The 20,091-nt window shown below is 67.8% G+C and carries 20 protein-coding genes and 1 pseudogene; 6 read left to right on the forward strand and 15 right to left on the reverse strand.

Annotated elements, in window-relative coordinates; genetic code table 11:
- Positions 1–12 precede the first annotated feature (12 nt).
- The 9 genes from ACZ75I_RS19020 to ACZ75I_RS19060 form a co-directional block, all read right to left on the reverse strand.
- Positions 13–270, reverse strand: a complete 258-nt coding sequence (locus ACZ75I_RS19020; RefSeq protein WP_005411609.1) for an acyl carrier protein — start codon at positions 268–270, stop codon at positions 13–15.
- Positions 271–287: 17 nt separating this feature from the next.
- Positions 288–545: a phosphopantetheine-binding protein gene (locus ACZ75I_RS19025; protein WP_005411610.1), complete on the reverse strand. Its 258-nt coding sequence runs from the start codon at positions 543–545 to the stop codon at positions 288–290.
- Entirely contained in the window at positions 532–1,329 is a 798-nt protein-coding gene (locus ACZ75I_RS19030) for a lysophospholipid acyltransferase family protein (protein ID WP_072167809.1), read from the reverse strand. Before ACZ75I_RS19030 ends, ACZ75I_RS19025 begins: the two co-directional genes overlap by 14 nt.
- Positions 1,322–2,065: a beta-ketoacyl synthase chain length factor gene (locus tag ACZ75I_RS19035; protein WP_472958521.1), complete on the reverse strand. Its 744-nt coding sequence runs from the start codon at positions 2,063–2,065 to the stop codon at positions 1,322–1,324. The genes ACZ75I_RS19030 and ACZ75I_RS19035 overlap by 8 nt, the downstream gene beginning before the upstream one ends.
- Positions 2,066–2,280: 215 nt before the next feature.
- Positions 2,281–3,294, reverse strand: a complete 1,014-nt coding sequence (cydB, locus tag ACZ75I_RS19040; protein WP_472958522.1) for a cytochrome d ubiquinol oxidase subunit II — start codon at positions 3,292–3,294, stop codon at positions 2,281–2,283.
- Between the two features lies 1 nt (position 3,295).
- The gene (locus tag ACZ75I_RS19045; RefSeq protein ID WP_472958523.1) at positions 3,296–4,693 is read right to left on the reverse strand and encodes a cytochrome ubiquinol oxidase subunit I; all 1,398 of its coding nucleotides are present in this window, start codon (positions 4,691–4,693) and stop codon (positions 3,296–3,298) included.
- Positions 4,694–4,902: 209 nt separating this feature from the next.
- A complete protein-coding gene (locus ACZ75I_RS19050) occupies positions 4,903–5,118 on the reverse strand; it encodes a hypothetical protein (protein ID WP_180869741.1) in 216 nt (71 codons plus the stop codon).
- Entirely contained in the window at positions 5,115–5,768 is a 654-nt protein-coding gene (locus ACZ75I_RS19055) for an RNA polymerase sigma factor (RefSeq protein WP_472958524.1), read from the reverse strand. The genes ACZ75I_RS19050 and ACZ75I_RS19055 overlap by 4 nt, the downstream gene beginning before the upstream one ends.
- Before the next feature lie 36 nt (positions 5,769–5,804).
- On the reverse strand, positions 5,805–6,134 hold the full coding sequence (locus ACZ75I_RS19060) for a hypothetical protein (RefSeq protein ID WP_005414880.1): 330 nt from the start codon (positions 6,132–6,134) through the stop codon (positions 5,805–5,807).
- 167 nt (positions 6,135–6,301) lie between these two features.
- On the opposite strand from ACZ75I_RS19060, the gene ACZ75I_RS19065 reads away from it, so the two are divergent.
- The 5 genes from ACZ75I_RS19065 to hemF all read left to right on the forward strand — a co-directional run bounded on the left by ACZ75I_RS19065 (position 6,302) and on the right by hemF (position 12,313).
- Positions 6,302–8,671 (forward strand): S9 family peptidase, encoded by a 2,370-nt coding sequence (locus tag ACZ75I_RS19065; RefSeq protein WP_472958525.1) that lies wholly within the window; start codon positions 6,302–6,304, stop codon positions 8,669–8,671.
- Positions 8,668–9,087: an NUDIX hydrolase gene (locus tag ACZ75I_RS19070; protein WP_472958526.1), complete on the forward strand. Its 420-nt coding sequence runs from the start codon at positions 8,668–8,670 to the stop codon at positions 9,085–9,087. Before ACZ75I_RS19065 ends, ACZ75I_RS19070 begins: the two co-directional genes overlap by 4 nt.
- A gap of 30 nt (positions 9,088–9,117) precedes the next feature.
- Complete coding sequence (locus tag ACZ75I_RS19075) at positions 9,118–9,678, forward strand: hypothetical protein (RefSeq protein WP_061480545.1); 561 nt, start codon at positions 9,118–9,120, stop codon at positions 9,676–9,678.
- 70 nt (positions 9,679–9,748) lie between these two features.
- The gene (locus tag ACZ75I_RS19080; protein WP_134972533.1) at positions 9,749–11,362 is read left to right on the forward strand and encodes a hypothetical protein; all 1,614 of its coding nucleotides are present in this window, start codon (positions 9,749–9,751) and stop codon (positions 11,360–11,362) included.
- Positions 11,363–11,416: 54 nt separating this feature from the next.
- Positions 11,417–12,313, forward strand: a complete 897-nt coding sequence (hemF, locus tag ACZ75I_RS19085; protein WP_049415973.1) for an oxygen-dependent coproporphyrinogen oxidase — start codon at positions 11,417–11,419, stop codon at positions 12,311–12,313.
- A 36-nt stretch (positions 12,314–12,349) separates the two neighbouring features.
- Here hemF and ACZ75I_RS19090 read toward each other — a convergent pair.
- Both ACZ75I_RS19090 and polA read right to left on the reverse strand, forming a co-directional pair.
- Positions 12,350–12,517, reverse strand: a pseudogene (locus ACZ75I_RS19090) (YetF domain-containing protein); the annotation flags it as partial.
- Between the two features lie 371 nt (positions 12,518–12,888).
- Positions 12,889–15,663, reverse strand: coding sequence for a DNA polymerase I (polA, locus tag ACZ75I_RS19095; RefSeq protein ID WP_346477055.1), 2,775 nt, complete (start codon positions 15,661–15,663; stop codon positions 12,889–12,891).
- Positions 15,664–15,761: 98 nt separating this feature from the next.
- On the opposite strand from polA, the gene ACZ75I_RS19100 reads away from it, so the two are divergent.
- Positions 15,762–16,046 carry a DUF2782 domain-containing protein gene (locus ACZ75I_RS19100; protein ID WP_049443782.1) on the forward strand — a complete coding sequence of 95 codons (285 nt, stop codon included), beginning with the start codon at positions 15,762–15,764 and terminating at the stop codon, positions 16,044–16,046.
- 148 nt (positions 16,047–16,194) lie between these two features.
- Here ACZ75I_RS19100 and ACZ75I_RS19105 read toward each other — a convergent pair whose 3' ends face one another.
- The 4 genes from ACZ75I_RS19105 to uvrD form a co-directional block, all read right to left on the reverse strand.
- Positions 16,195–16,641, reverse strand: coding sequence for a universal stress protein (locus ACZ75I_RS19105; protein WP_346477054.1), 447 nt, complete (start codon positions 16,639–16,641; stop codon positions 16,195–16,197).
- 204 nt (positions 16,642–16,845) lie between these two features.
- Positions 16,846–17,400 carry a hypothetical protein gene (locus ACZ75I_RS19110; protein WP_134969325.1) on the reverse strand — a complete coding sequence of 185 codons (555 nt, stop codon included), beginning with the start codon at positions 17,398–17,400 and terminating at the stop codon, positions 16,846–16,848.
- 106 nt (positions 17,401–17,506) lie between these two features.
- Positions 17,507–17,833 (reverse strand): low molecular weight protein tyrosine phosphatase family protein, encoded by a 327-nt coding sequence (locus tag ACZ75I_RS19115; protein WP_049454192.1) that lies wholly within the window; start codon positions 17,831–17,833, stop codon positions 17,507–17,509.
- A gap of 65 nt (positions 17,834–17,898) precedes the next feature.
- Positions 17,899–20,091: a DNA helicase II gene (uvrD, locus tag ACZ75I_RS19120; RefSeq protein ID WP_088497393.1), complete on the reverse strand. Its 2,193-nt coding sequence runs from the start codon at positions 20,089–20,091 to the stop codon at positions 17,899–17,901.

The raw sequence follows: 20,091 nt of genomic DNA on the forward strand, positions 1-20,091 counted from the left end.
CCGGCGCTGCGGTCAGGCGGCTGCCTGGTCCGGCAGCAGTCCATGCACGACATCGACGATGTCCTGCACGGTGCGCACGGCCTTGAACGCTTCCGGCTGCAGGTTGCGGCCGAGCAGCGGCTTCAGCTGAACGATCAGGTCGACCGCATCGATGCTGTCGATGTCCAGGTCGTCGTACAGGCGGGCCTCGGGGGTGATCCGGGCGGTTTCGATCTCGAAGCTGTCGGTCAGGATGCTGACGATGCGTTCGAACAGTTCATTCTTGGTCATGGCTATTCCTGGCGCCGTTACGACTGGCGTGCGGCGACGAACTCGCCGAGCGCGCGCACGCTGGAGAAATGGCGACGGGTTTCTTCCGAATCGGCCGAGAGGCTGACACCGTACTTCTTCTGCAGCGCCAGGCCCAGCTCCAGCGCGTCGATCGAATCCAGGCCCAGGCCCTCGACGAACAGCGGCGCGGTCGGATCGATGTCCTCCGGCGTGATGTCCTCCAGCGAAAGGGAGGAAATGATCAATTCCTTGATCTCGTGCTCAAGTGCTTGCACGGGGCGGATCTCCAGACAGGTCGAAATAACGAGAAAGGTGCTCGGTGACGCGGCGGGCTGCCAAGGCATCCCCCCTTGGCGAGTCGTCATCGGCCAGGAAGGGCGCGATCGGGATATCTTCGCCGATCTGCAGCCGAACGTGAAAGCGACGTGAGGGGACACGATACCACTTCTGTCCCTTGGTCAACGTGGGCGGGGTGCAGGTGATCCGCACCGGGGTGATGTCCAGCCGGCCACGGACGGCGATGTTGGCGGCCCCGCGCTGCAGCCGCGGCGGCTGGCCCGGCACGCTGCGGGTGCCTTCGGGGAAGATCACCAGGGTGCCGCCGGCGTGCACCGCCGCCACGCAGTCATCGACCAGGCCAGCGCCATCGTCATTGGAGATGTAGCCGGCCGCCCGCACCGGACCGCGCATGAACGGGTTGCGGGCCACGGCCCGTTTCACCACGCAATCGGCGTTGGGCAGCAGCGAGATCAGGCAGACCACGTCGATCAGGGTCGGGTGATTGGCCAGGACCAGCAAACCGTCGCGCTGCAGGCGTTCACCGCCCTCGATCTGGTAGGTCATCACCCCCAGCGCGCGCATCAGGCGCAGATGGCTGGCAAAGGCAACCTGAACCACGCGGCGCGCCCGGCGGCGACGGACCACCGGGTCGCGCATCAGCAGCAGCACCGGCATCACCAGCACGCCTAGCAGCAGGCCACCCATGCCGAATGCGGCAAAGCTCAGGCCGGTGCCGAGCACCCGCCAGGCATGATCGAGACGGCGCAGCGCCTCAGCCACGGCTCCCCCAGTGCCAACGCTGGCCCTGGGCCACGTGCTCCAGCGCCGGCGCACCGGACAGCAGGAAGCGGTGCAGGTCCAGCGCGTGCGGCAGCGCGCCCGGGGCGGTGGCAGTGGCCTCCGGCGCCGCCTCCCACTGCAGGGAGAGGGTCGGCTGGCCCGGCATCGGCGCCGTCAAACGCCAACACCAGGCAAAGAACGGGTCGGGTTCGTCGGCGAACGTCGAGTAAATCTCGGGAAGACGCGACTCATACACCACCACCCGCACTTCGCGGGCGCCATCGGCGAGCAGACCGGCCGCTTCCAGGCAGGCGGTCTCGACCGTGGCCTGGCCGGCGGCCAGCGCCAGGTAGTTGCCACGGTGGCCGCGCGCGATCGAGTACAACGCAGCGATCGCGTTGTGCACCGACAGGCCGAACCCCGTCGGTGACAAGGGCTGATCGTTGGACAGCGCCCCCAGCAGCTCCATCGAACGGGCCACGTCGCCGTGGCGGCTGGCGAACACCAGCGGGACCTGGCTGTCTGCCCCCTGCCCCTCCTCGCACCAGCAGGCGGCCTGGATCGCCATCCGGCCCAGCCGCTCGATGCGCCGGCGCTGCATTGCCGGGATCTCGGCCAGCGCCGGCGTGTCCTCGCCAACCGGCGGATACGGCGCATCGGCCCAGCCCAGCCACTGGCTACGCTCGCTCAGGCCAGGCGCCCAGGCAGCCCAGTCGACGATGGAGAATTCGATCATTTAGCGAAGGTGCTTCAACGGGAGAACGATAGGCACGAGCCATTACGGCGACGCGCGGCGGCCCCCCAGTCCTGCAGCCGTGCGTCCGTCCAGGACGTCGCCGGCTGCCCCCCTGGCTGCCGGAAAGGAGCGCACGCTAGCACGTCCTGCACGGGGTGTGCAGGTTTCACATTCCCCAACACGGGAGCCGGCACCGGCGGCCCCGCTTCAAACGATCAGTGGTAACCGGTATCGGCGTGCACCTTGCCACGGAACACCCGGTACGACCACGCCGTATAACCGAGGATGACCGGCAGCAGAATGACCAGGCCAACCAAGGTAAAGCCCAGCGAGGAGGCCGGCGCGGCGGCCTGCCACAGGGTCATCGACGGTGGCAGCAGGTAGGGCCACATGCCCAGTACCAGGCCGAGGAAGCCGAGCACGAACAGGGCCAGGCTGAGCACGAACGGCGGCAGCTCGTGGCGCGGGTGGGTGGCACTGCGCCACAGCGCGGCGGCTACCGCCAGGGTCAACAGCGGCACCGGCGACAGCCACCAGAAGTTGCCGTCGCTGAACCAGCGCGCCATCAACCGCGAGTCGAGGAACGGCAGCCAGCTGCTGACCAGGCCCATCGCCGCGATCACCGCCACCACCAGCGGCCGGGTCATCTGCCGCGCCAGCGCCTGCACGCGTCCCTCTGTCTTCAGGATCAGCCAGGTGCTGCCCAGTAACGCATAGCCGGCCACCAGCGCGGCACCGGTCAGCATCGCGAACGGGCTGAACCAGGCGAACGGCCCGCCCTGATAGACACCGTCCACCAGCGGGATGCCCTGCACCAGCGTGCCCAGGATCACGCCCTGGGCGAACGTCGCCAGCAGCGAACCGAGGCCGAACGCCACGCTCCACAGCCGGCGTGACCGATGTGCCTTGAAGCGGAATTCAAAGGCCACGCCACGGAACACCAGCGCCACCAGCAGCACCAGCACCGGCAGGTACAGCGCCGACAACAGCACCGCATAGGCCTTGGGAAAGGCCGCCAGCAGGCCGGCCCCCCCCAGCACCAGCCAGGTCTCGTTGCCGTCCCAGATCGGCGCGGCGGTGTTCATCATCAGGTCCAGCTGCTCCTCGTCCTCGGCGAAGGGGGCGAGGATGCCGATGCCAAGCACGAAGCCGTCCAGCACCACGTACATCAGCACGCCGAAGCCGATCACCGCGAACCACGCCACCGGCAGCCAGGTCATCAGGTCCATGTCAGCGCTCCTCCAGCGGTTCGTCGGCTGCCGACAGCGGGCGCGCCGGGGTGTGGCTGCCGTGGTCCAGCGACGGCCCTTCGGCGTAGGGCTGCGGTCCGTGGCGCAGGATCTTCACCAGGTACCAGATGCCCCAGCCGAACACGAAGGCGTAGCCGACCACGTAGACGCCCAGCGACAGCGCGGTCATCCACGCGCTCTGCGGGCCGACCGCATCGGCGGTGCGCAGCAGGCCATGCACCACCCACGGCTGGCGCCCCATTTCGGTGACGAACCACCCCGACAGCAGCGCGATGAAACCGCTGGGCAGCATCCAGTTCCAGCCGCGCAGCAGCCATGGCGAATCGAGCAGCTTGTTGCGCCACAGCTGGAAGGCCGACACCCAGGCCAGCAGCAGCATCAGCGTGCCCAGCCCGACCATGATGCGGAAGGCAAAGAACACCGGCGTCACCGGCGGCCGCTCGCTGGCCGGTACCGAGGTCAGCGGGTCGAAGGTGCCGTCCAGGCTGTGGGTCAGGATCACGCTGCCCAGCTTCGGGATGGCCACTTCGAAATCGTTGCGCTCCTCCTTCTCGTTGGGCAGCGCGAACACCACCAGCGGTACGCCCTCGCCTTCCCGGGTCTCATGCCAATGCGCTTCCACCGCCGCGATCTTCATCGGCTGGTGCTTGAGCGTGTTCAGGCCGTGCATGTCGCCGACGAAGATCTGCACCGGCACGGTCAGCGCAGCGAATGCCACGGCGGCGATCAGCATGCGCCGGCCCGCTTCCACGTGCGTGCCCTTGCGCAGGTACCACGCACCCACGCCACCAATCACGAAACAGGTGGTGATGAACGAGCCCAGCGCCATGTGCGCGAGGCGGTAGGGGAACGAGGGATTGAACACCACCTGCCACCAGTCCACCGGATGCACGATGCCGTTGACCATCTCGTAGCCGGCCGGCGTGTGCAGCCAGCTGTTGGACGACAGGATCCAGAACGTGGAGAACAGCGTGCCCAGCGCAACCATGCAGGTGGACAGGAAATGCAGGCGCGGCGAGACCCGGCCCCAGCCGAACATCATCACGCCGAGGAAGCTGGCTTCCAGGAAGAACGCGGTCAGCACCTCGTAGGTCAGCAGCGGGCCGATGACCGTGCCGGCCACCTCGCTCAGCCGCGGCCAGTTGGTACCGAACTGGAAGGCCATGACGATGCCGCTGACCACGCCCATGCCGAACGACACCGCGAAGATCTTCTGCCAGAAGAAGTACAGCTCGCGCCACACGGGCAGCCTCGTGCGCAGCCAGCGCCACTCGATGAAGGCCAGCCAGCTGGCCGTACCGATGGTGAAGGCGGGGAACAGCACGTGGAAACTGATGACGAATCCGAACTGGATCCGGGACAACAACAACGCGTCCAAGGGACGCCTCCTGCCTGCGACCGGTGGGATACCGGACCACTTTAGGAGGATTTCGTTAAAACGGGATGCGACCGGGTGACGCGCTGCTTCACTTTGTCGCAGGGGTCAACCGTTCTGGTAGCTGCCAACCTTGGTTGGCACACACGCCCAAACGCCGACCCAGGTCGGCCTCTGCCCACCGCGATTGGAGCGGCCCCTTGGCGGGTGCCTCAGTGCCAGAAATACCAGGCCGCCGCAGCCAGCAGGGCGCCAAACAACAGCACCTGCACCACCACATAACCCACGCCACCGTCGCGCGACTCAGCGGCAATGCGCTTCTGCAGCGCCTCGCTCACATCCGGCGTTTCTTCCTGCTGTGCCTGCTCACGCAACGCCTGTGCCAGCGCGCGCGCTTCCGCATCGCGAGGGTCGGTCGGTGGATTCACAGCAGCTCTCCGGCGGTGGCATGCCGCGTCAGTTCCTGCTTCAGGATCTGGCGCGCGCGGTGCAGATGGCTCTTGATGGTACCGCGCGCCAGCCCGGTCACCTGTTCGATCTCGGCCAGATCGAAATCCTCCAGGTAATGCAGGCCGACGATCAGGCGCTGCGGCGGACTCAGCCGTTCCAGTGCCGCGCCGAGCTGGCGCCCGGCCTGCAGCGCCTCGCTCAACTCGGCCGGCCCGGGGCCTTCATCGCCGATCCCCAGATCCTCCGGCACCTCCACCGCCACCATCCATTGCGCCTCCAGCCGCCGCCGGCGCAGGTGCTGCAGCGCCGTGGTGTAGGCGATCCGGGAAACCCAGGTGCGCAGCGAGCATTCAAAACGAAACCGATGCAGCTGGCGGAACACGGCAAGGAAAGTTTCCTGCAGCAGGTCGGCGACCTGGTCGCGGTCGCCCACCATGCGTCCGATCACATGCGCGCAAGTGCGCTGGTGGGTCTCCACCAGCTGCGCGAAGGGCGACTGCGAGCCATCGATGATGGCCCGCACCAGAGCCTGGTCCGCGTCCAGCGCTTTGGCGGGGGCCGCCGTCGCCGCCGTATCCTCGCGGCGACGGCCCCGCAGTGCCGACAGCGCTTCGCCGAGCAGGCTCATGCGCGGGGCGCCCCCTGTGCCCGTGGCATGCCTGCCTCAGCCCTTGCGCGCGGCAGGCCGGGTGAAGTGCCAGGCCAGCAGCTGGCCGAGGCCGGCACTGCCGACCAGCGCGGCGGCGGCGCCAAAGGTCAGGTCACGGGCCCCGATGGCTTCCAGCAGGGCCATGGCCAGGGCCAGGCAGACCAGGCTGATGCCCCAGCGCAACGCACCCTGGCGGCGGCGCTCTTCTTCCAGCACGGCCAGCGAGCGGATCACTTCCTCCGGTACGTGCGGGGCCACCAGCTTGCTGCGCGCGCGCGCATCGGCAATGGCATGGATCGCGTAGGCGATGCAGATGAAGAGGGTGATCGGGATCAGTTCCTGCATGGTCGGGCTCCTGTTCGGTGGATGATGCGGGTTCAGGAGAATGGATGCGCGACCACGGCAACCGGTTGCGCCACTTTGCCAATCCCGCTGCCATGACCTGTGGCCCCTGCCCCGGGCCGGGGCGGCTGCTACCCTTGGCCGGTTTCCTCTTCTGGTGCCGTCCGCCCATGTCCCGAGTGCTGCCCCTGTCCCTCCTGCTGTCGGCCGTGCTGGCCGCACCGGCCGCGCATGCCGCGCCGACGCCGATCACCATCGAACAGGCCATGGCCGACCCGGACTGGATCGGTCCCCCGGTCGAGAAGGCCTGGTGGTCGTGGAACAGCCAGCAGGTGGAATACCAGCTCAAGCGCAACGGCAGCCCGGTACGCGACACCTTCCGCCAGCCGGTGGCCGGCGGCGTGGCCGCGCAGGTGGCCGATGACCAGCGCGGCACCCTGGACGTCGCCGATCCGGTCTACGACCGCAGCCGCAGCCGCAGCGCCTTCGTGCGCAATGGCGATGTGTTCGTGCGCGACCTGCGCAGCGGCGCGCTGACCCAGCTGACCCGCAGCAACGAGCGCGCGGGCAACGTGAACTTTGCCGCGGACAACGGCGTGATCTGGCGCGTCGGCCAGAACTGGTTCCACTGGACCGCCGCCAGCGGCGTGCAGCAGGTGGCCAGCCTGAAGGCCGAGAAGGACCCGCGCACGCCGCCGAAGGCCGACGTGCTGCGCGACCAGCAGCTGCGCACGCTGGAAACCCTGCGCCGCGACCGCGAGCAGCGCGAGGCATTGAAGGACCAGGACCAGCGCTGGCGCCAGGCCGACCCGACCCGCGCACCGGGCCCGGTCTACCTCGGCGCCGACGTCGAGATCGGTGACAGCGTGCTGTCGCCGGACCTGACCCACCTGATCGTGGTGACCAAGCCGAAGGACTTCGACGACGGCCGCACCAGCAAGATGCCGCTGTACGTGACCGAGTCGGGCTACGAGGAAACCGAGGACACCCGCACCCGCGTCGGCCGCAACGGCTTCGAGCCACACACCCTGTGGTACGTGGACGTGCGCACCGGCAAGGCCGAGAAAGTCTCGCTGTCCGGCCTGCCGGGCATCAGCACCGACCCGCTGGCCGAACTGCGCCGCAAGGCCGGCAAGGATGCGCTGAAGGGCGAGCGCAGCGTGCAGGTGATGAGCGACTTCATGGGCGGCGGCATCCGCTGGAGCGCCGACGGCCAGCAGGCCGCGGTGATGCTGCGCGCCAACGACAACAAGGACCGCTGGATCATCAGCGTCAATGCTGCCGACGGCCGCGTGCAGAACCGCCACCGCCTGACCGACAACGCCTGGATCAACTGGGGCTTCAACGATTTCGGCTGGATGGCCGATGGCCGCACGCTGTGGCTGTTGTCCGAGGAATCGGGCTTCTCGCACCTGTACACCCAGGCCGGCACCGCCAAGCCGCAGGCGCTGACCAGCGGCAAGTGGGAAACCTCGGCGCCGGTGCCGTCGGCCGATGGCAAGGGCTTCTACTTCCTGTGCAACCAGCAGGCGCCGCATGACTACGAAGTCTGCGCGGTCGACACCGGCAGCCGCCAGGTGCGCGAGCTGACCAGCCTCAACGGCGTGGAGGATTTCTCGCTGTCGCCCGACGGCCAGCAGCTGCTGGTGCGCTACTCCGGCGCCTACCTGCCGCCGCAGCTGGCGGTACTGCCCAGTGCCGGTGGCCAAGCGCGCGTGCTGACCGACACCCGCACCGCCGACTACAAGGCACGCCAGTGGACCCAGCCGAAGCTGGTGGCAGTGCCGTCCAAGCATGGTGCCGGCGTGGTCTGGGCCAAGTACTACGAACCGGAAAACAAGGAACCGGGCCGCAAGTATCCGATCGTGATGTTCGTGCACGGCGCCGGCTACCTGCAGAACGTGCACCAGCGCTACCCGGCCTATTTCCGCGAGCAGATGTTCCACAATCTGCTGGTGCAGAAGGGCTACATCGTGCTGGACATGGACTACCGCGGCAGCGAGGGCTATGGCCGCGACTGGCGCACGGCCATCTACCGCAACATGGGCCACCCGGAACTGGAAGACTACAAGGACGGCCTGGACTGGCTGGTCGACACCCAGCAGGGTGACCGCGACCACGCCGGCATCTACGGCGGTTCCTATGGCGGCTTCATGACCTTCATGGCGCTGTTCCGTGCGCCGGGCACCTTCAAGGCCGGCGCCGCGCTGCGCCCGGTGGTGGACTGGCACAACTACAACCACGGCTACACCAGCAACATCCTCAACACCCCGGACATCGACCCGGAGGCGTACCGCGTGTCCTCGCCGATCGAGTACGCGCAGAACCTGCAGGACAACCTGCTGATCGCCCACGGCATGATGGATGACAACGTGTTCTTCCAGGATTCGGTGAACCTCACCCAGCGCCTGATCGAACTGCACAAGGACAACTGGTCGATCGCCCCGTACCCACTGGAACGCCACGGCTATGTGCGTGCCGATTCCTGGCTGGACCAGTACAAGCGCATCCTCAAGCTGTTCGAGCAGAACCTGAAGTGAGCGACGCCGCAGCCACGATCCGGATCGTGGCTGCGGTCATCCTGGATGACCGCGGCCGGGCGCTGGTGGTGCGCAAGCAGGGTGCGCGCCGCTTCATCCAGCCCGGTGGCAAGCCCGAACCCGGCGAGGCGCCCCTGCAGGCGCTGGCCCGCGAGCTGGACGAGGAACTGGGCGTGCAGCTGCGCGCCGATGCCGCCATCGCGCTGGGCACGTTCGAGGACTGGGCGGTGAACGAGCCCGGCCACCACGTGCAGGCACAGGCGTGGTGGGTGCAGGTGGACGGTGCGCCGCAGGCGCGCGCCGAAATTGCCGAACTGGCCTGGGTGCCGCTGCAACCGCCGCATGGCCTGCCCTTGGCACCCTTGAGCGAACACCATATCCTGCCGGCCGTCGCCACCCGGGCGACGGCCCGCTGAGCAGGCGGGCGCCGACTGCAAGGACATCGGATGTCAATGTCGATCCCGTCGATCCCCTCGCCGCTTTCCCCGGCCTATCACGCCTGGGTGCGCCCGGTCGCACAGGCTTCGTTCTGGCTATCACTGCTGCTGACGATCTACTTCGTGCTGCAGGGACTGGTGCTGTGGCCGCTGCAGAACCTCGCGCTGTGGCACCTGGTGGAAGGTGAAGTGCAGCTCCAGCAGATGCACAGCCTGGTCTGGCTGCTGGCGCACCCGGTGGCCGCGTCAATGGTCGTCGCGCTGTTGTGCCTGGCCTCGACCGTGTCAAGTTGGGGCCTGCTGCGTGAACGTCGCTGGGGCCTGTGGAGCTTCGTGGTACTGCTGCTGCTGAGTGCCCTGACCAACTTCGCAGCCGCCTGGTGGCTGGACCTGTTCATGGGCGACTTCATTCCGTTGCTGGCCGATGACCCGGCCCTGCTGCAGGAACTGCAGCTGAAACGCTGGCTGATCACGCTGACCGTGGTCGGCATGTCGTTCGTGCTTCTCGGCCTGCAGGGCTGGCTGGCCTGGCGCCTGCTGCGCCCCGACGTGCGCGCGCGCTTCCACTGAGTTCTGCCGGGCGTGGGCCAAGGCCTCCGGCAGCGCCCGGCGTTTTGCCTTTGATCGTCAAGGAGACGACATGCTCTCATTCGCACCGTACCGCCACTGGCTGGCCTGGGCGTTGCTGCTGGCCACGCCGGTGGCCGCGGCACAGTCACCGCAATGCGGCCTGTTCAAGGCCGACGAAGGCAGCAGCACGCTGCGCGTCAGCTCATCCAACCGTGGCGAGCAGAAGCACTTCGGCAGCGCACCGACCCCGGTCGCGTTCCAGCAGATCGAAGGCAAGCTGCAGCTGGTGAATCTGGAATATGGCCTGCCCAGCGCGCTGCAGGTGCGCGACCGTGGCCGCACCCTCGAGGTGGACGGCACGGTCTACACCCTGCAGGCCCCTGCACAGTGCGCCGCAGCCGCCGCGCCGGCTGCGGGCAGCTGCCTGGCCGATGCGGCGGCCTGCCTGGACAACCGCCACGAGGCGACCCCCACCGCGCTGGCAGCGGCGTGCCGGGAAGGCGTGCCCGGCATGTGCCTGCAGCTGGCCGATCGCTGGCATGACGAGGCCAGGGCGCCGGCCACGCCGGATGAGGCGCAGCAACAGGCCATCCTCGATACCGCACTGGCCGGCATCGAACTGCCTGTGCCGTGCCGGAATGGAGGCTTCAGCAACGAGACACCGGCCTGTGCAGCGGCGCTGGAAGCGGATCCGGCGCTGCAGGAGCAGATCGTCAAGGCCGCGATGGGTGCGGCGATGGTCGAAGCGGTGAGCTCCGTGCTGTCACCCTCCACGCCGGTGGTGGTGCCGGCCGCGCAGCGCCAGCAGCTGTTGCAGTTGTGCCAGCAGGTCGGCCATGGCGGCTTCTGCAGCCGCGTGGCCGAGCTCTCGTGGGAATCCGGCGACCCCTTGCAGGCGGTGCAGGCACTGGCCACAGCGTGCGCGCCCGGCAATGACAGCGCCGCCTGTGAGCGCCTGCCTGCGTTGCAGGCGCTGGGCGCCTCGTTGCGGCCGCAGCCGGCTACGGCGCTGCCCTGCGGCACCTTCCGCGCCGCGGGTGGCCTGATGGATACGCTGGACTTCGGCGATGCAGGACGGGTCGGCATCGGCTGGGACAGCCAGCTGCGTGCCCGTGTCGAAGACGGCGACGTCCGCATCCGCCACGACAAGGGCGGCGACTTCGTGCTGCGGCCGTTGCCCGGGGGCCAGCTGCTGGGCCTGGACACGTGGACACGCTTCCAGGTGTTCGTGCCGACCGGCGAGGGCGCGAGCACCTGCAGCCCGCCGAAACACTACACGGTGCTACCGCTGCCGCAGGACTGCCCGCAAGCGCTGGCCAGCGGCGGTGCCGAAGCCTGCTGCGCGCAGGGCAAGCTGCAGGGCTGCAACATTCTTGGCAACCGTCTTGCGCTGTCCGGCCAGTGGCGACAGGCGGCAGAGCACTACACCACCGTGTGCCGTGCCGGCGTGCGCGAGGGCTGCGAGAACCTGGTCGCAGCGCAGGGCCGCAGCAGCGACGTCGACGCCCATGCGACGCTGGAGCGGCTGTGCGCCGCCGACCGCAGCGGGCGCCACGTCGCCTGCGATGTGCTGGACACCGGAAACTGGAGCGCCCTGGAGCTGGGTCGCGTCCTGCAGGAGGCGGTGGACGAAGCGACGGCCGAGGACGCTCCGGCGCCGCGCACTTCCAATCGCAAGCGCTGAGCCTGCCAGGGCCTGTCCGCAGCGTTGGCCGGGCCCTGCGGTAAAGTACGCGCCATGAACGAATTCGAGCGCGTTCGCGCCTACCTCACCGAGCTGCAGGACCGCATCTGTGCGGCGATCGAGGCCGTCGATGGCCGGGCCCGCTTCCAGGAAGACCTGTGGCAGCGTGCCGAGGGCGGTGGCGGGCGTACCCGCGTGCTGCGCGACGGTGCGGTGTTCGAGCAGGCCGGCATCGGCTTCTCCGACGTCGCTGGCAGCCGCCTGCCGCCGTCGGCCTCGGCCAACCGCCCGGAACTGGCGGGCGCCTCCTGGCGCGCCACCGGCGTGTCGCTGGTGTTCCACCCGCTCAACCCGTACGTGCCGACCACCCATGCAAACGTGCGCTTCTTCCAGGCGCAGCGCGACGGTGAAGTGGTGGCCAGCTGGTTCGGCGGCGGCTTCGACCTGACCCCGTTCTATCCGTTCGACGAGGACGTGCAGCACTGGCACCGGGTCGCACGCGATCTGTGTGCGCCGTTCGGCGACGAACGCTACGCCGCGCACAAGCGCTGGTGCGACGAATACTTCTTCCTGCGTCATCGCAACGAAACGCGCGGCGTCGGCGGTCTGTTCTTCGACGACCTGCACGGCGATTTCGAGCGCGATTTCGATTATCTGCGCGCGGTCGGCGACGGCTTCCTCGATGCGTACCTGCCGATCGTGCAGCAGCGCAAGGACACTCCGCATGGCGAACGCGAACGCGAGTTCCAGCTGTACCGCCGCGGCCGCTACGTGGAATTCAACCTGGTCTACGACCGCGGCACCCTGTTCGGGCTGCAGAGCGGTGGCCGCAGCGAAAGCATCCTGATGAGCCTGCCGCCGCGGGTGCGCTGGGAATACGGCTTCTCGCCCGAACCCGGCAGCCCCGAATCGCGCCTGGCCGACTACCTGGTGCCGCGCGACTGGCTCTGAGGGGTGTCGTCGCGCGGGACGTGGGCTCGGCGCTGGTCAGCTGCCCTTTCGCGCGATGATGGTGATGTGCCCTGTCGTCTCCAGCAGGGCAATCTGCACGTCTTCAATCTGCAGCCCGCCCTGCTGGCGGAGCGCGGCATCGAAGTCGGCGCGGCTGATCAGCTCGCGCCGAAGTACCGCCTCGAACAGGCGACCACCGCGCGCAGGATGAATTCCCACCACGGCATGGCCAGCGCGAACAGGTCGGGCATGGTCTTCCCTTGCTGGACAGTGGCCCAGCCTGACCCCATCTGCGGTTCCGGCAGCACAAATAAAAAGCCCCGCTGACCAGGGGGAGGTCAACGGGGCCGGGGAACGGGCACTTGGGGAGGAGTCCCCGTTCCGAGATCTGCTCCAGGGGATGGGAGAGATCCACAACAGGCATTGCGCCTGTCGGGAGTTATAGAAGCACTCCGAACACTAACGGTTCGTGAAGGGGCCCCATTTAATGAAATTCAATCGGGGCAACATTCATGGTCGAGTCAGAAACCCCTGACTCATGAACACATTCACGTCGTTTTCGGCCTGAAATGCCGTCAGTGCGCTTCGTCCCAGTTGTTGCCGACGCCCGTGTCGACCACCAGAGGCACCCGCAGTTTGGCCGCTTGCGACATGCGCTCTACCACCTGCAAACGCAAGTCTTCAACGAAACCGCTTTCGGTTTCAAAGACCAGTTCATCGTGCACCTGCAGGATCATCCGTGCCGGTGCCCCGCTGTCGCGCAGCCACTGGTCCACATCCACCATTGCACGCTTGATGATGTCGGCGGCGGTGCCCTGCATCGGCGCGTTGATCGCGGCGCGCTCGGCCCCGGCACGCAGGCCCTGGTTGCGGGCGTGGATGTCGTTCAGGTACAGGCGGCGGCCGAACAGGGTTTCCACGTAGCCCTGGTCGCGGGCCTGCTGGCGCATCCGCTCCATGAAGTCGCGCACGCCCGGGTAGCGGCTGAAGTACAGCGCCACATAGTCCTGCGCCTGGCCCCGGTCGATGCCCAGGTTGCGGGCCAGGCCGAAGGCGCTCATGCCGTACATCAGGCCGAAGTTGATCGCCTTGGCGGCGCGGCGCTCGTTCGGGGTCACCTCTTCCAGCGTGCGCCCGAACACCTCGGCGGCGGTGGCACGGTGCACGTCGGCGCCCTGCTCGAAGGCGCGCACCAGGCCCGGATCCTCGGACAGGTGCGCCATGATCCGCAGCTCGATCTGCGAATAGTCGGCGGCCAGCAGCTGGAAGCCTTCCGGCGCCACGAACGCGCGGCGGATGCGGCGGCCGTCCTCGGTGCGGATCGGGATGTTCTGCAGGTTCGGGTCCGACGAGGACAGGCGGCCGGTAGCGGCGCCGGACTGGTGGTAGCTGGTGTGCACCCGGCCGGTGTCCGGATTGACCATCTCCGGCAGCTTGTCGGTGTAGGTGCTGCGCAGCTTGGCCAATCCGCGGTAGTCGAGGATCACCCGCGGCAGTTCATGCTGGTCGGCAATCGCCTCCAGCGCCTCTTCGTTGGTGCTGGGCTGGCCCTTCGGGGTCTTCACCACCGCCGGCAGCTTCAGCTCGTCGAACAGCACCGCCTGGAGCTGCTTGGGCGAATCCAGGTTGAAGCTGCGCCCGGCCAGCTCGGTGGCCTTCTGCTGCGCGGCCAGCATGCGCGAGGACAGGTCCTGGCTCTGGCGGCGCAGTTCGTCGGTGTCGATCCGCACGCCGTTGGCTTCGATCGTGGTCAGCACCGGCACCAGCGGCATCTCGATGGTGCGGTACACGCTGTCCAGCGCCGGCTCGGCCAGCAGCTGCGGCTGCAGCGCGCGATGCAGGCGCAGGGTGATGTCGGCATCCTCCGCCGCATAGCGGCTGGCTTCGTCGATGCCCACCTGCGAGAACGGAATCTGCTTGGCACCCTTGCCGGCCACGTCCTCGAACTTGAGGGTGGTGTAGCCCAGGTAACGCAGGGCCAGCGAATCCATGTCGTGGCGGGTGGCGGTGGAGTTGAGCACGAAGCTCTCGAGCATGGTGTCGTCGTGGTAGCCCTGCACCTCCACGCCGTGGCGGCGCAGCACATGCAGGTCGTACTTGCCATGCTGGCCCAGCTTCTTCTTCGCCGGGTCCTGCAGCACCGGCCGCAGCGCATCCAGCACCTGCTGCATCGGCAGCTGGGCCGGCGCACCCGGGTAATCGTGGCCGACCGGAATGTAGGCCGCCCTGCCCGGCTCGACCGCCAGGCTGACGCCGACCAGGCGCGCGCGCATCGCGTCCAGCGCATCGGTTTCAGTATCGAAGCTGATCAGCTCGGCCTGCTGCAGGCGCTCGACCCAGGCCTGCAGCTGCCCGCTGGTCAGCACGGTCTCGTATTCACCCGGCGCGGACAGTGCCGGATCCAGCGTGCCGGCGGCCGGCGCCTCGACGCTGCCACGTGCGAAGCCGGCGGCGGTGCCGCGCAGGCTCGGGGTCGCCTCGCTGGCGGCCAGCGGTGCCGGCACCGGCGCGCCCAGCTCCTTCAACGCCTGGGTGAAGCCATAGCGCGTATACAGCTCGGTCAGCGCCGGCACATCCTGCTCGCGCAGGGCCAGCGTGGTCGGGCTGGCGTCCAGTTCCACGTCGGTACGGATGGTCACCAGCTCGCGGTTCAGCGGCAGCCGCTCCAGCGCAGCGCGCAGGTTCTCGCCGATCTTGCCCTTCATGGTCGGCGCGGCCGCCATCACCCCGTCCAGGTGCTGGTACTCGGCCAGCCACTTGGCAGCGGTCTTCGGCCCGCACTTCTCCACGCCCGGCACGTTGTCGACCGCGTCGCCCATCAGCGCCAGCAGGTCGATGATCTGATCGGCGCGCACGCCGAACTTGTCCATCACCGCCGCGTCGGAATCCATGCGGCTGCCGGTCATGGTGTTGACCAGCTCGATGCCCGGCCGCACCAGCTGGGCAAAGTCCTTGTCGCCGGTGGAGATGGTCACCTTCAGGTCCTGCGCCAGGCCCTGCAGCGCAAGCGTGCCGATCACATCGTCGGCTTCCACGCCGGGGATGCGCAGGATGCTGATGCCCAGCGCTTCGACGATGCGGCACATCGGCTCGACCTGGCTGCGCAGTTCATCGGGCATCGGCGGGCGGTTGGCCTTGTACTGGTCGTACAGGTCATCACGGAAGGTCTTGCCGGGCGCATCGACCACGAACGCGACGTAGGCCGGGCGCTCCTTCAGCGTCGAACGCAGCATGTTGACCACGCCGAACAGCGCGCCGGTGGGTTCACCCTGTGCATTGGACAGGGGCGGCAGCGCGTGGAACGCGCGGTACAGGTAACTGGACCCGTCGATCAGGACTAATCTGCTCATGCGCCGATTCTACGCGCCCGTGCCTGCACCGCGGCGACACGGCGCGCACACCGCGATGGGGCATAATCAGGGCTCTTTCCAGGCAAAGGCCCCCGCCGATGAAGACCCTGATGCTGGCTTCCCTGCTCCTGCTCGCTGGCTGCGCCAGCATGGGTGGCGCGGGTGCTCCCCCGGTGGACGTCAAGGGCGCGGATGTGTCCAGGCGTACCATGGACAACGGCGATGTCATCGAGGAATACCGTGTGTCCGGCCAGCTGCGCATGGTCAAGGTGACCCCGTCGCGCGGTGCCCCGTTCTACATGTACGACAAGAACGGCGATGGCCGATTCGACAACGACAAGGATGGCGTGTCGCCGGTCTACTGGAAGCTGTACAGCTGGTGAGGTGACCCGGTCGGATCCCTGCGATCCAGTAGATCCACGCCATGCGTGGATTCACCCCAGCCCCCTACAAAAAACAACGCCGGCGCGCATCCTGCGCACCGGCGTCGGGTTCCCTCCCCGGGGGAACGCTTGAATCTGCGGGTATGGATCAGCGGATGACCAGTACCGGCAGCGTGCTGCGCGCCAGTACCTCGGCAGTCTGGCTGCCCAGCAGTACACGGGTCACGCCACGGCGGCCGTGCGAGGTCATCACGATCAGGTCGCTGTTGCGCTCGGCCGCCGTCTCGATGATGCCGTCGGCCGCGTAGCGGTCCAGCACGTGCACCGGGTTGGCCGTGATGCCCTGCTCGGCGGCCTTGGCCAGCGCCGGCTCCAGCACCTTCTGCGCGCCCTCCTCGCGGTCGGCCTTGTATTCCGGGCTGTTCATGTAGCCCACGCTCCAGCCCATGGCGTCATACATGCCCACGGCCCACGGCTCGGACACGGTCACGATATCGACCTCGGCATTGAGGTCCTTGGCCAGCTCCAGGCCCTTGGCCAGGCCCTTGTCGGCCAGCTCGGACCCGTCAGTGGCAATCAGGATGCGCTTGTACATGGTAGGGCTCCGTGGCGGTCTGCCAGATGGGAACAACACCATTACACACCGGATGTGGAGGCGGCGCCTTGAGCAGGATCAATCCGGCGCCGTGCAGCGGCCCGTGCGCGCCACCCGCTTGCCCGCCCCCCTTCTGTAGAGCCGAGCCCATGCTCGGCTTCGGATGCATGAGCCGAGCATGACTCGGCTCCACATTTTCCGCCCTCAGGCGATCTGCACCACGCGTGCGTTCTGGCACAGGGGGTAGCTGCCCACGAATTCAGCGATCGCATCGCGCATCGCCTCGAACGATTGGCCGTACATGTACAGCGCGGTCTCGCTCGGGCCCTGCCACCAGCTGCAGATCTCGCCAAGGCCATCAATGCGCTCGGACAGCTGCTCGAACACGTGGTTGGAATCGCACTGTTCGTAGACCTCGTCCGGCAGGTTCAGGCCATCCAGGTAGATGCCCAGGCCCTCGGTCACGCCGAAGCTGCGATCGGCTTCACCCGCGCCCTGGATCTTCGAGCCCTTCGGCGCACCCAGCTGTTCCAGCAGATCGATCAGCTTCGGCACGCCATCGGCATCGACCAGCGCCACTTCGATATCGCCGTATTCGACCTCACCCAGGTCGGACATCGCCGTGCCGCCACCGGTGATCTCGCCGACATTGGCCGCCTGCAGCAGCGCATCGAGTGGGTCCTCGAACAGTTCGTGGCGATGCTCGGGCTGCAGCCGGGCATTCAACGTCACGGTGACGTGCAGCGTAGGTTCGGTCATGGGAGCGTTCCTGAAAGAAGTGCCGCCTATTGTAGAGCCGAGCCCATGCTCGGCTGCTTTTCGCGCCAGAAGCAGCCGAGCATGGGCTCGGCTCTACAACAGCCCGTCAGCGCAGGAACGGGGTCACCTTGCGCTTGAGCAGCTCCACCAGCACCGGGTCCATGTACTCGTAGTCATCCGGGATATCCAGGCAGATCACTCGCTTGCCGTTCAACCACGCCTTGTAGCGGCTGGACAGCCGGTTGCGGTGGGCGCGCTCCATCACGAACACCAGGTCGGCCCACTGCAGCAGCTCGGGGCTGAGCACTTCCTCGGCGTCGGCCAGCAACCCGGCTGAGGCGGTCTCGATGCCCGGCCAATCGGCGAAGACCTGCTCGGCGGTGGGGCTGCGCAGGCGGTTCTGGCTGCAGAGGAAGAGCACGTTGCGGGTCATGAGCGCAGCCTAATCGGGGTCGGATCCCTTTTCCAACGGAAAGGGATCCGACCCCTTGGCGGTGATCAGATCACCGTCAGGTTGGCATACGCCATCACCAGCCACTTGCTGCCGGCGTCGGCAAACTCGACCTGCACGCGGGCGTGCGCGCCGCTGCCTTCGTAGTCGGTCACCATGCCTTCGCCGAACTTGGGATGGGTGACCAGCGCGCCGAGCTTGATCGGCGGTGCTTCGATCGAGGCATGGCCCATCACCCGGCTGGCGCCCATCGAGGCCGGCCGCGAGACCTGTACCTTGGGGCGCACTTCGTGCAGCAGCTCGCGCGGGATCTCGCGCAGGAAGCGCGACGGCAGGCTGTAGTTGTCCTGGCCGTGGATGCGGCGCGATTCGGCATAGCTCAGCACCAGCTTCTGGCGCGCGCGGGTGATACCGACGTAGGCCAGGCGGCGCTCTTCTTCCAATCGCCCGCTTTCCTCCAGCGAACGTGCGCTGGGGAACAGGCCTTCTTCCAGGCCGGCCAGGAACACCAGCGGGAATTCCAGGCCCTTGGCCGAGTGCAGGGTCATCAGCTGCACACCATCCTCGCCGGCCTGCGCCTGGCCTTCACCGGCCTCCAGCGCGGCATAGGCCAGGAACGCGACCAGCTCATCCATGTCCTCGCCCACTTCCTCGATGTCGTCGGCGCGGCGCACGAAGCGCGAGGCCACCGAGACCAGTTCGTCGAGGTTGTCGGTGCGCGATTCCGAATCCAGCGCGTTGCGGCTTTCCTTGCTCCAGTGCTCGCGCAGCTGCGAGCGGGCCAGCACGTGGTCCACGCGCTCGGCCAAGGTCATGTGCACGGTCTGCGCCTGCAGCTCGTTGACCAGCCCCAGGAAGCCGGCCAGCGCATTGCGCGCGCGTGCGGCCAGCGCGTTGCCTTGGGTGACCAGCATCGTTGCTTCCCACAACGAAATGCCCTGCGCGCGCGCCTCGCGGCGCACTTCGTCCAGCGTGCGGTCGCCGATGCCCCGGGTGGGCGTGTTGACCGCGCGCTCGAAAGCGGCGTCATCATTGCGGTTGGACAGCAGGCGCAGGTAGGCCAGCGCGTCCTTGATCTCGGCACGCTCGAAGAAGCGCATGCCGCCATACACGCGGTACGGCACCTGTTCGCTCAGCAGCGCTTCTTCCAGCGCGCGCGACTGCGCGTTGCTGCGATAGAGCACGGCCACTTCGGTGTAGCTGCCACCGTCGCGCACCCACTGGCGGGCGCGCTCGACGATGTAGCGCGCCTCGTCCATCTCGTTGTACGCGGCGTACAGGTCGATCGGCTCGCCGTCACCGCTGTCGGTCCACAGCTGCTTGCCGATGCGATCCGGGTTGTGCGCGATCACCGCATTGGCGGCGCCGAGGATGTTGGCGGTGGAGCGGTAGTTCTGCTCCAGGCGGATGGTCTGCGCGCCCGGGAAATCGCGCAGGAAGCCCTGCACGTTCTCGACCTTGGCGCCGCGCCAGCCGTAGATGGCCTGGTCATCGTCGCCGACCACGAACACGTGGCCGGAATCGCCGGCCAGCACGCGCACGAAGGCGTACTGGATGGCGTTGGTGTCCTGGAACTCGTCCACCAGGATCTCGCGGAAGCGCGCGCGGTAATGCGCCAGCAGGGCCGGGTTGTCGCGCAGCAGTTCATGCGCGCGCAGCAGCAGCTCGGCGAAGTCGACCAGGCCAGCGCGGTCGCAGCGTGCCTGGTACTCGATGTAGGCCTGGCGCATGGTTTCCAGCCACGCATCGTGCGGTTCGGGCTGGATGTGCTGCGGGCGGCGGCCTTCGTCCTTCTGCGCGTTGATCCACCACGCGATCTGCTTGGGCGGGTACTTGCCGTCGTCCAGCTCCAGCGCCTGCACCACGCGCTTGACCAGCCGCAGCTGGTCGTCCGAGTCCATCACCTGGAAGCCTTCTGGCAGCTTGGCGTCCTGCCAGTGCAGGCGCAGCAGGCGGTTGGCCAGTCCGTGGAAGGTACCGATCCACATGCCACGGCTGCCATGGGGCAGCTGGGCGTCGATGCGGTGGCGCATTTCGCCGGCCGCCTTGTTGGTGAAGGTCACCGCGAAAATGCCGTGGGTCGGCACGCCATCGACTTCATGCAGCCAGGCGATGCGGTGGGTGAGTACGCGGGTCTTGCCGGAACCGGCACCGGCCAGCACCAGGTGGTGGCCGGGGGGAGCGGAGACGGCTTCGCGCTGGGCCGGGTTCAGGCCATCAAGCAGGTGGGAGACATCCAT

This window comes from Stenotrophomonas sp. X, assembly GCF_055721025.1.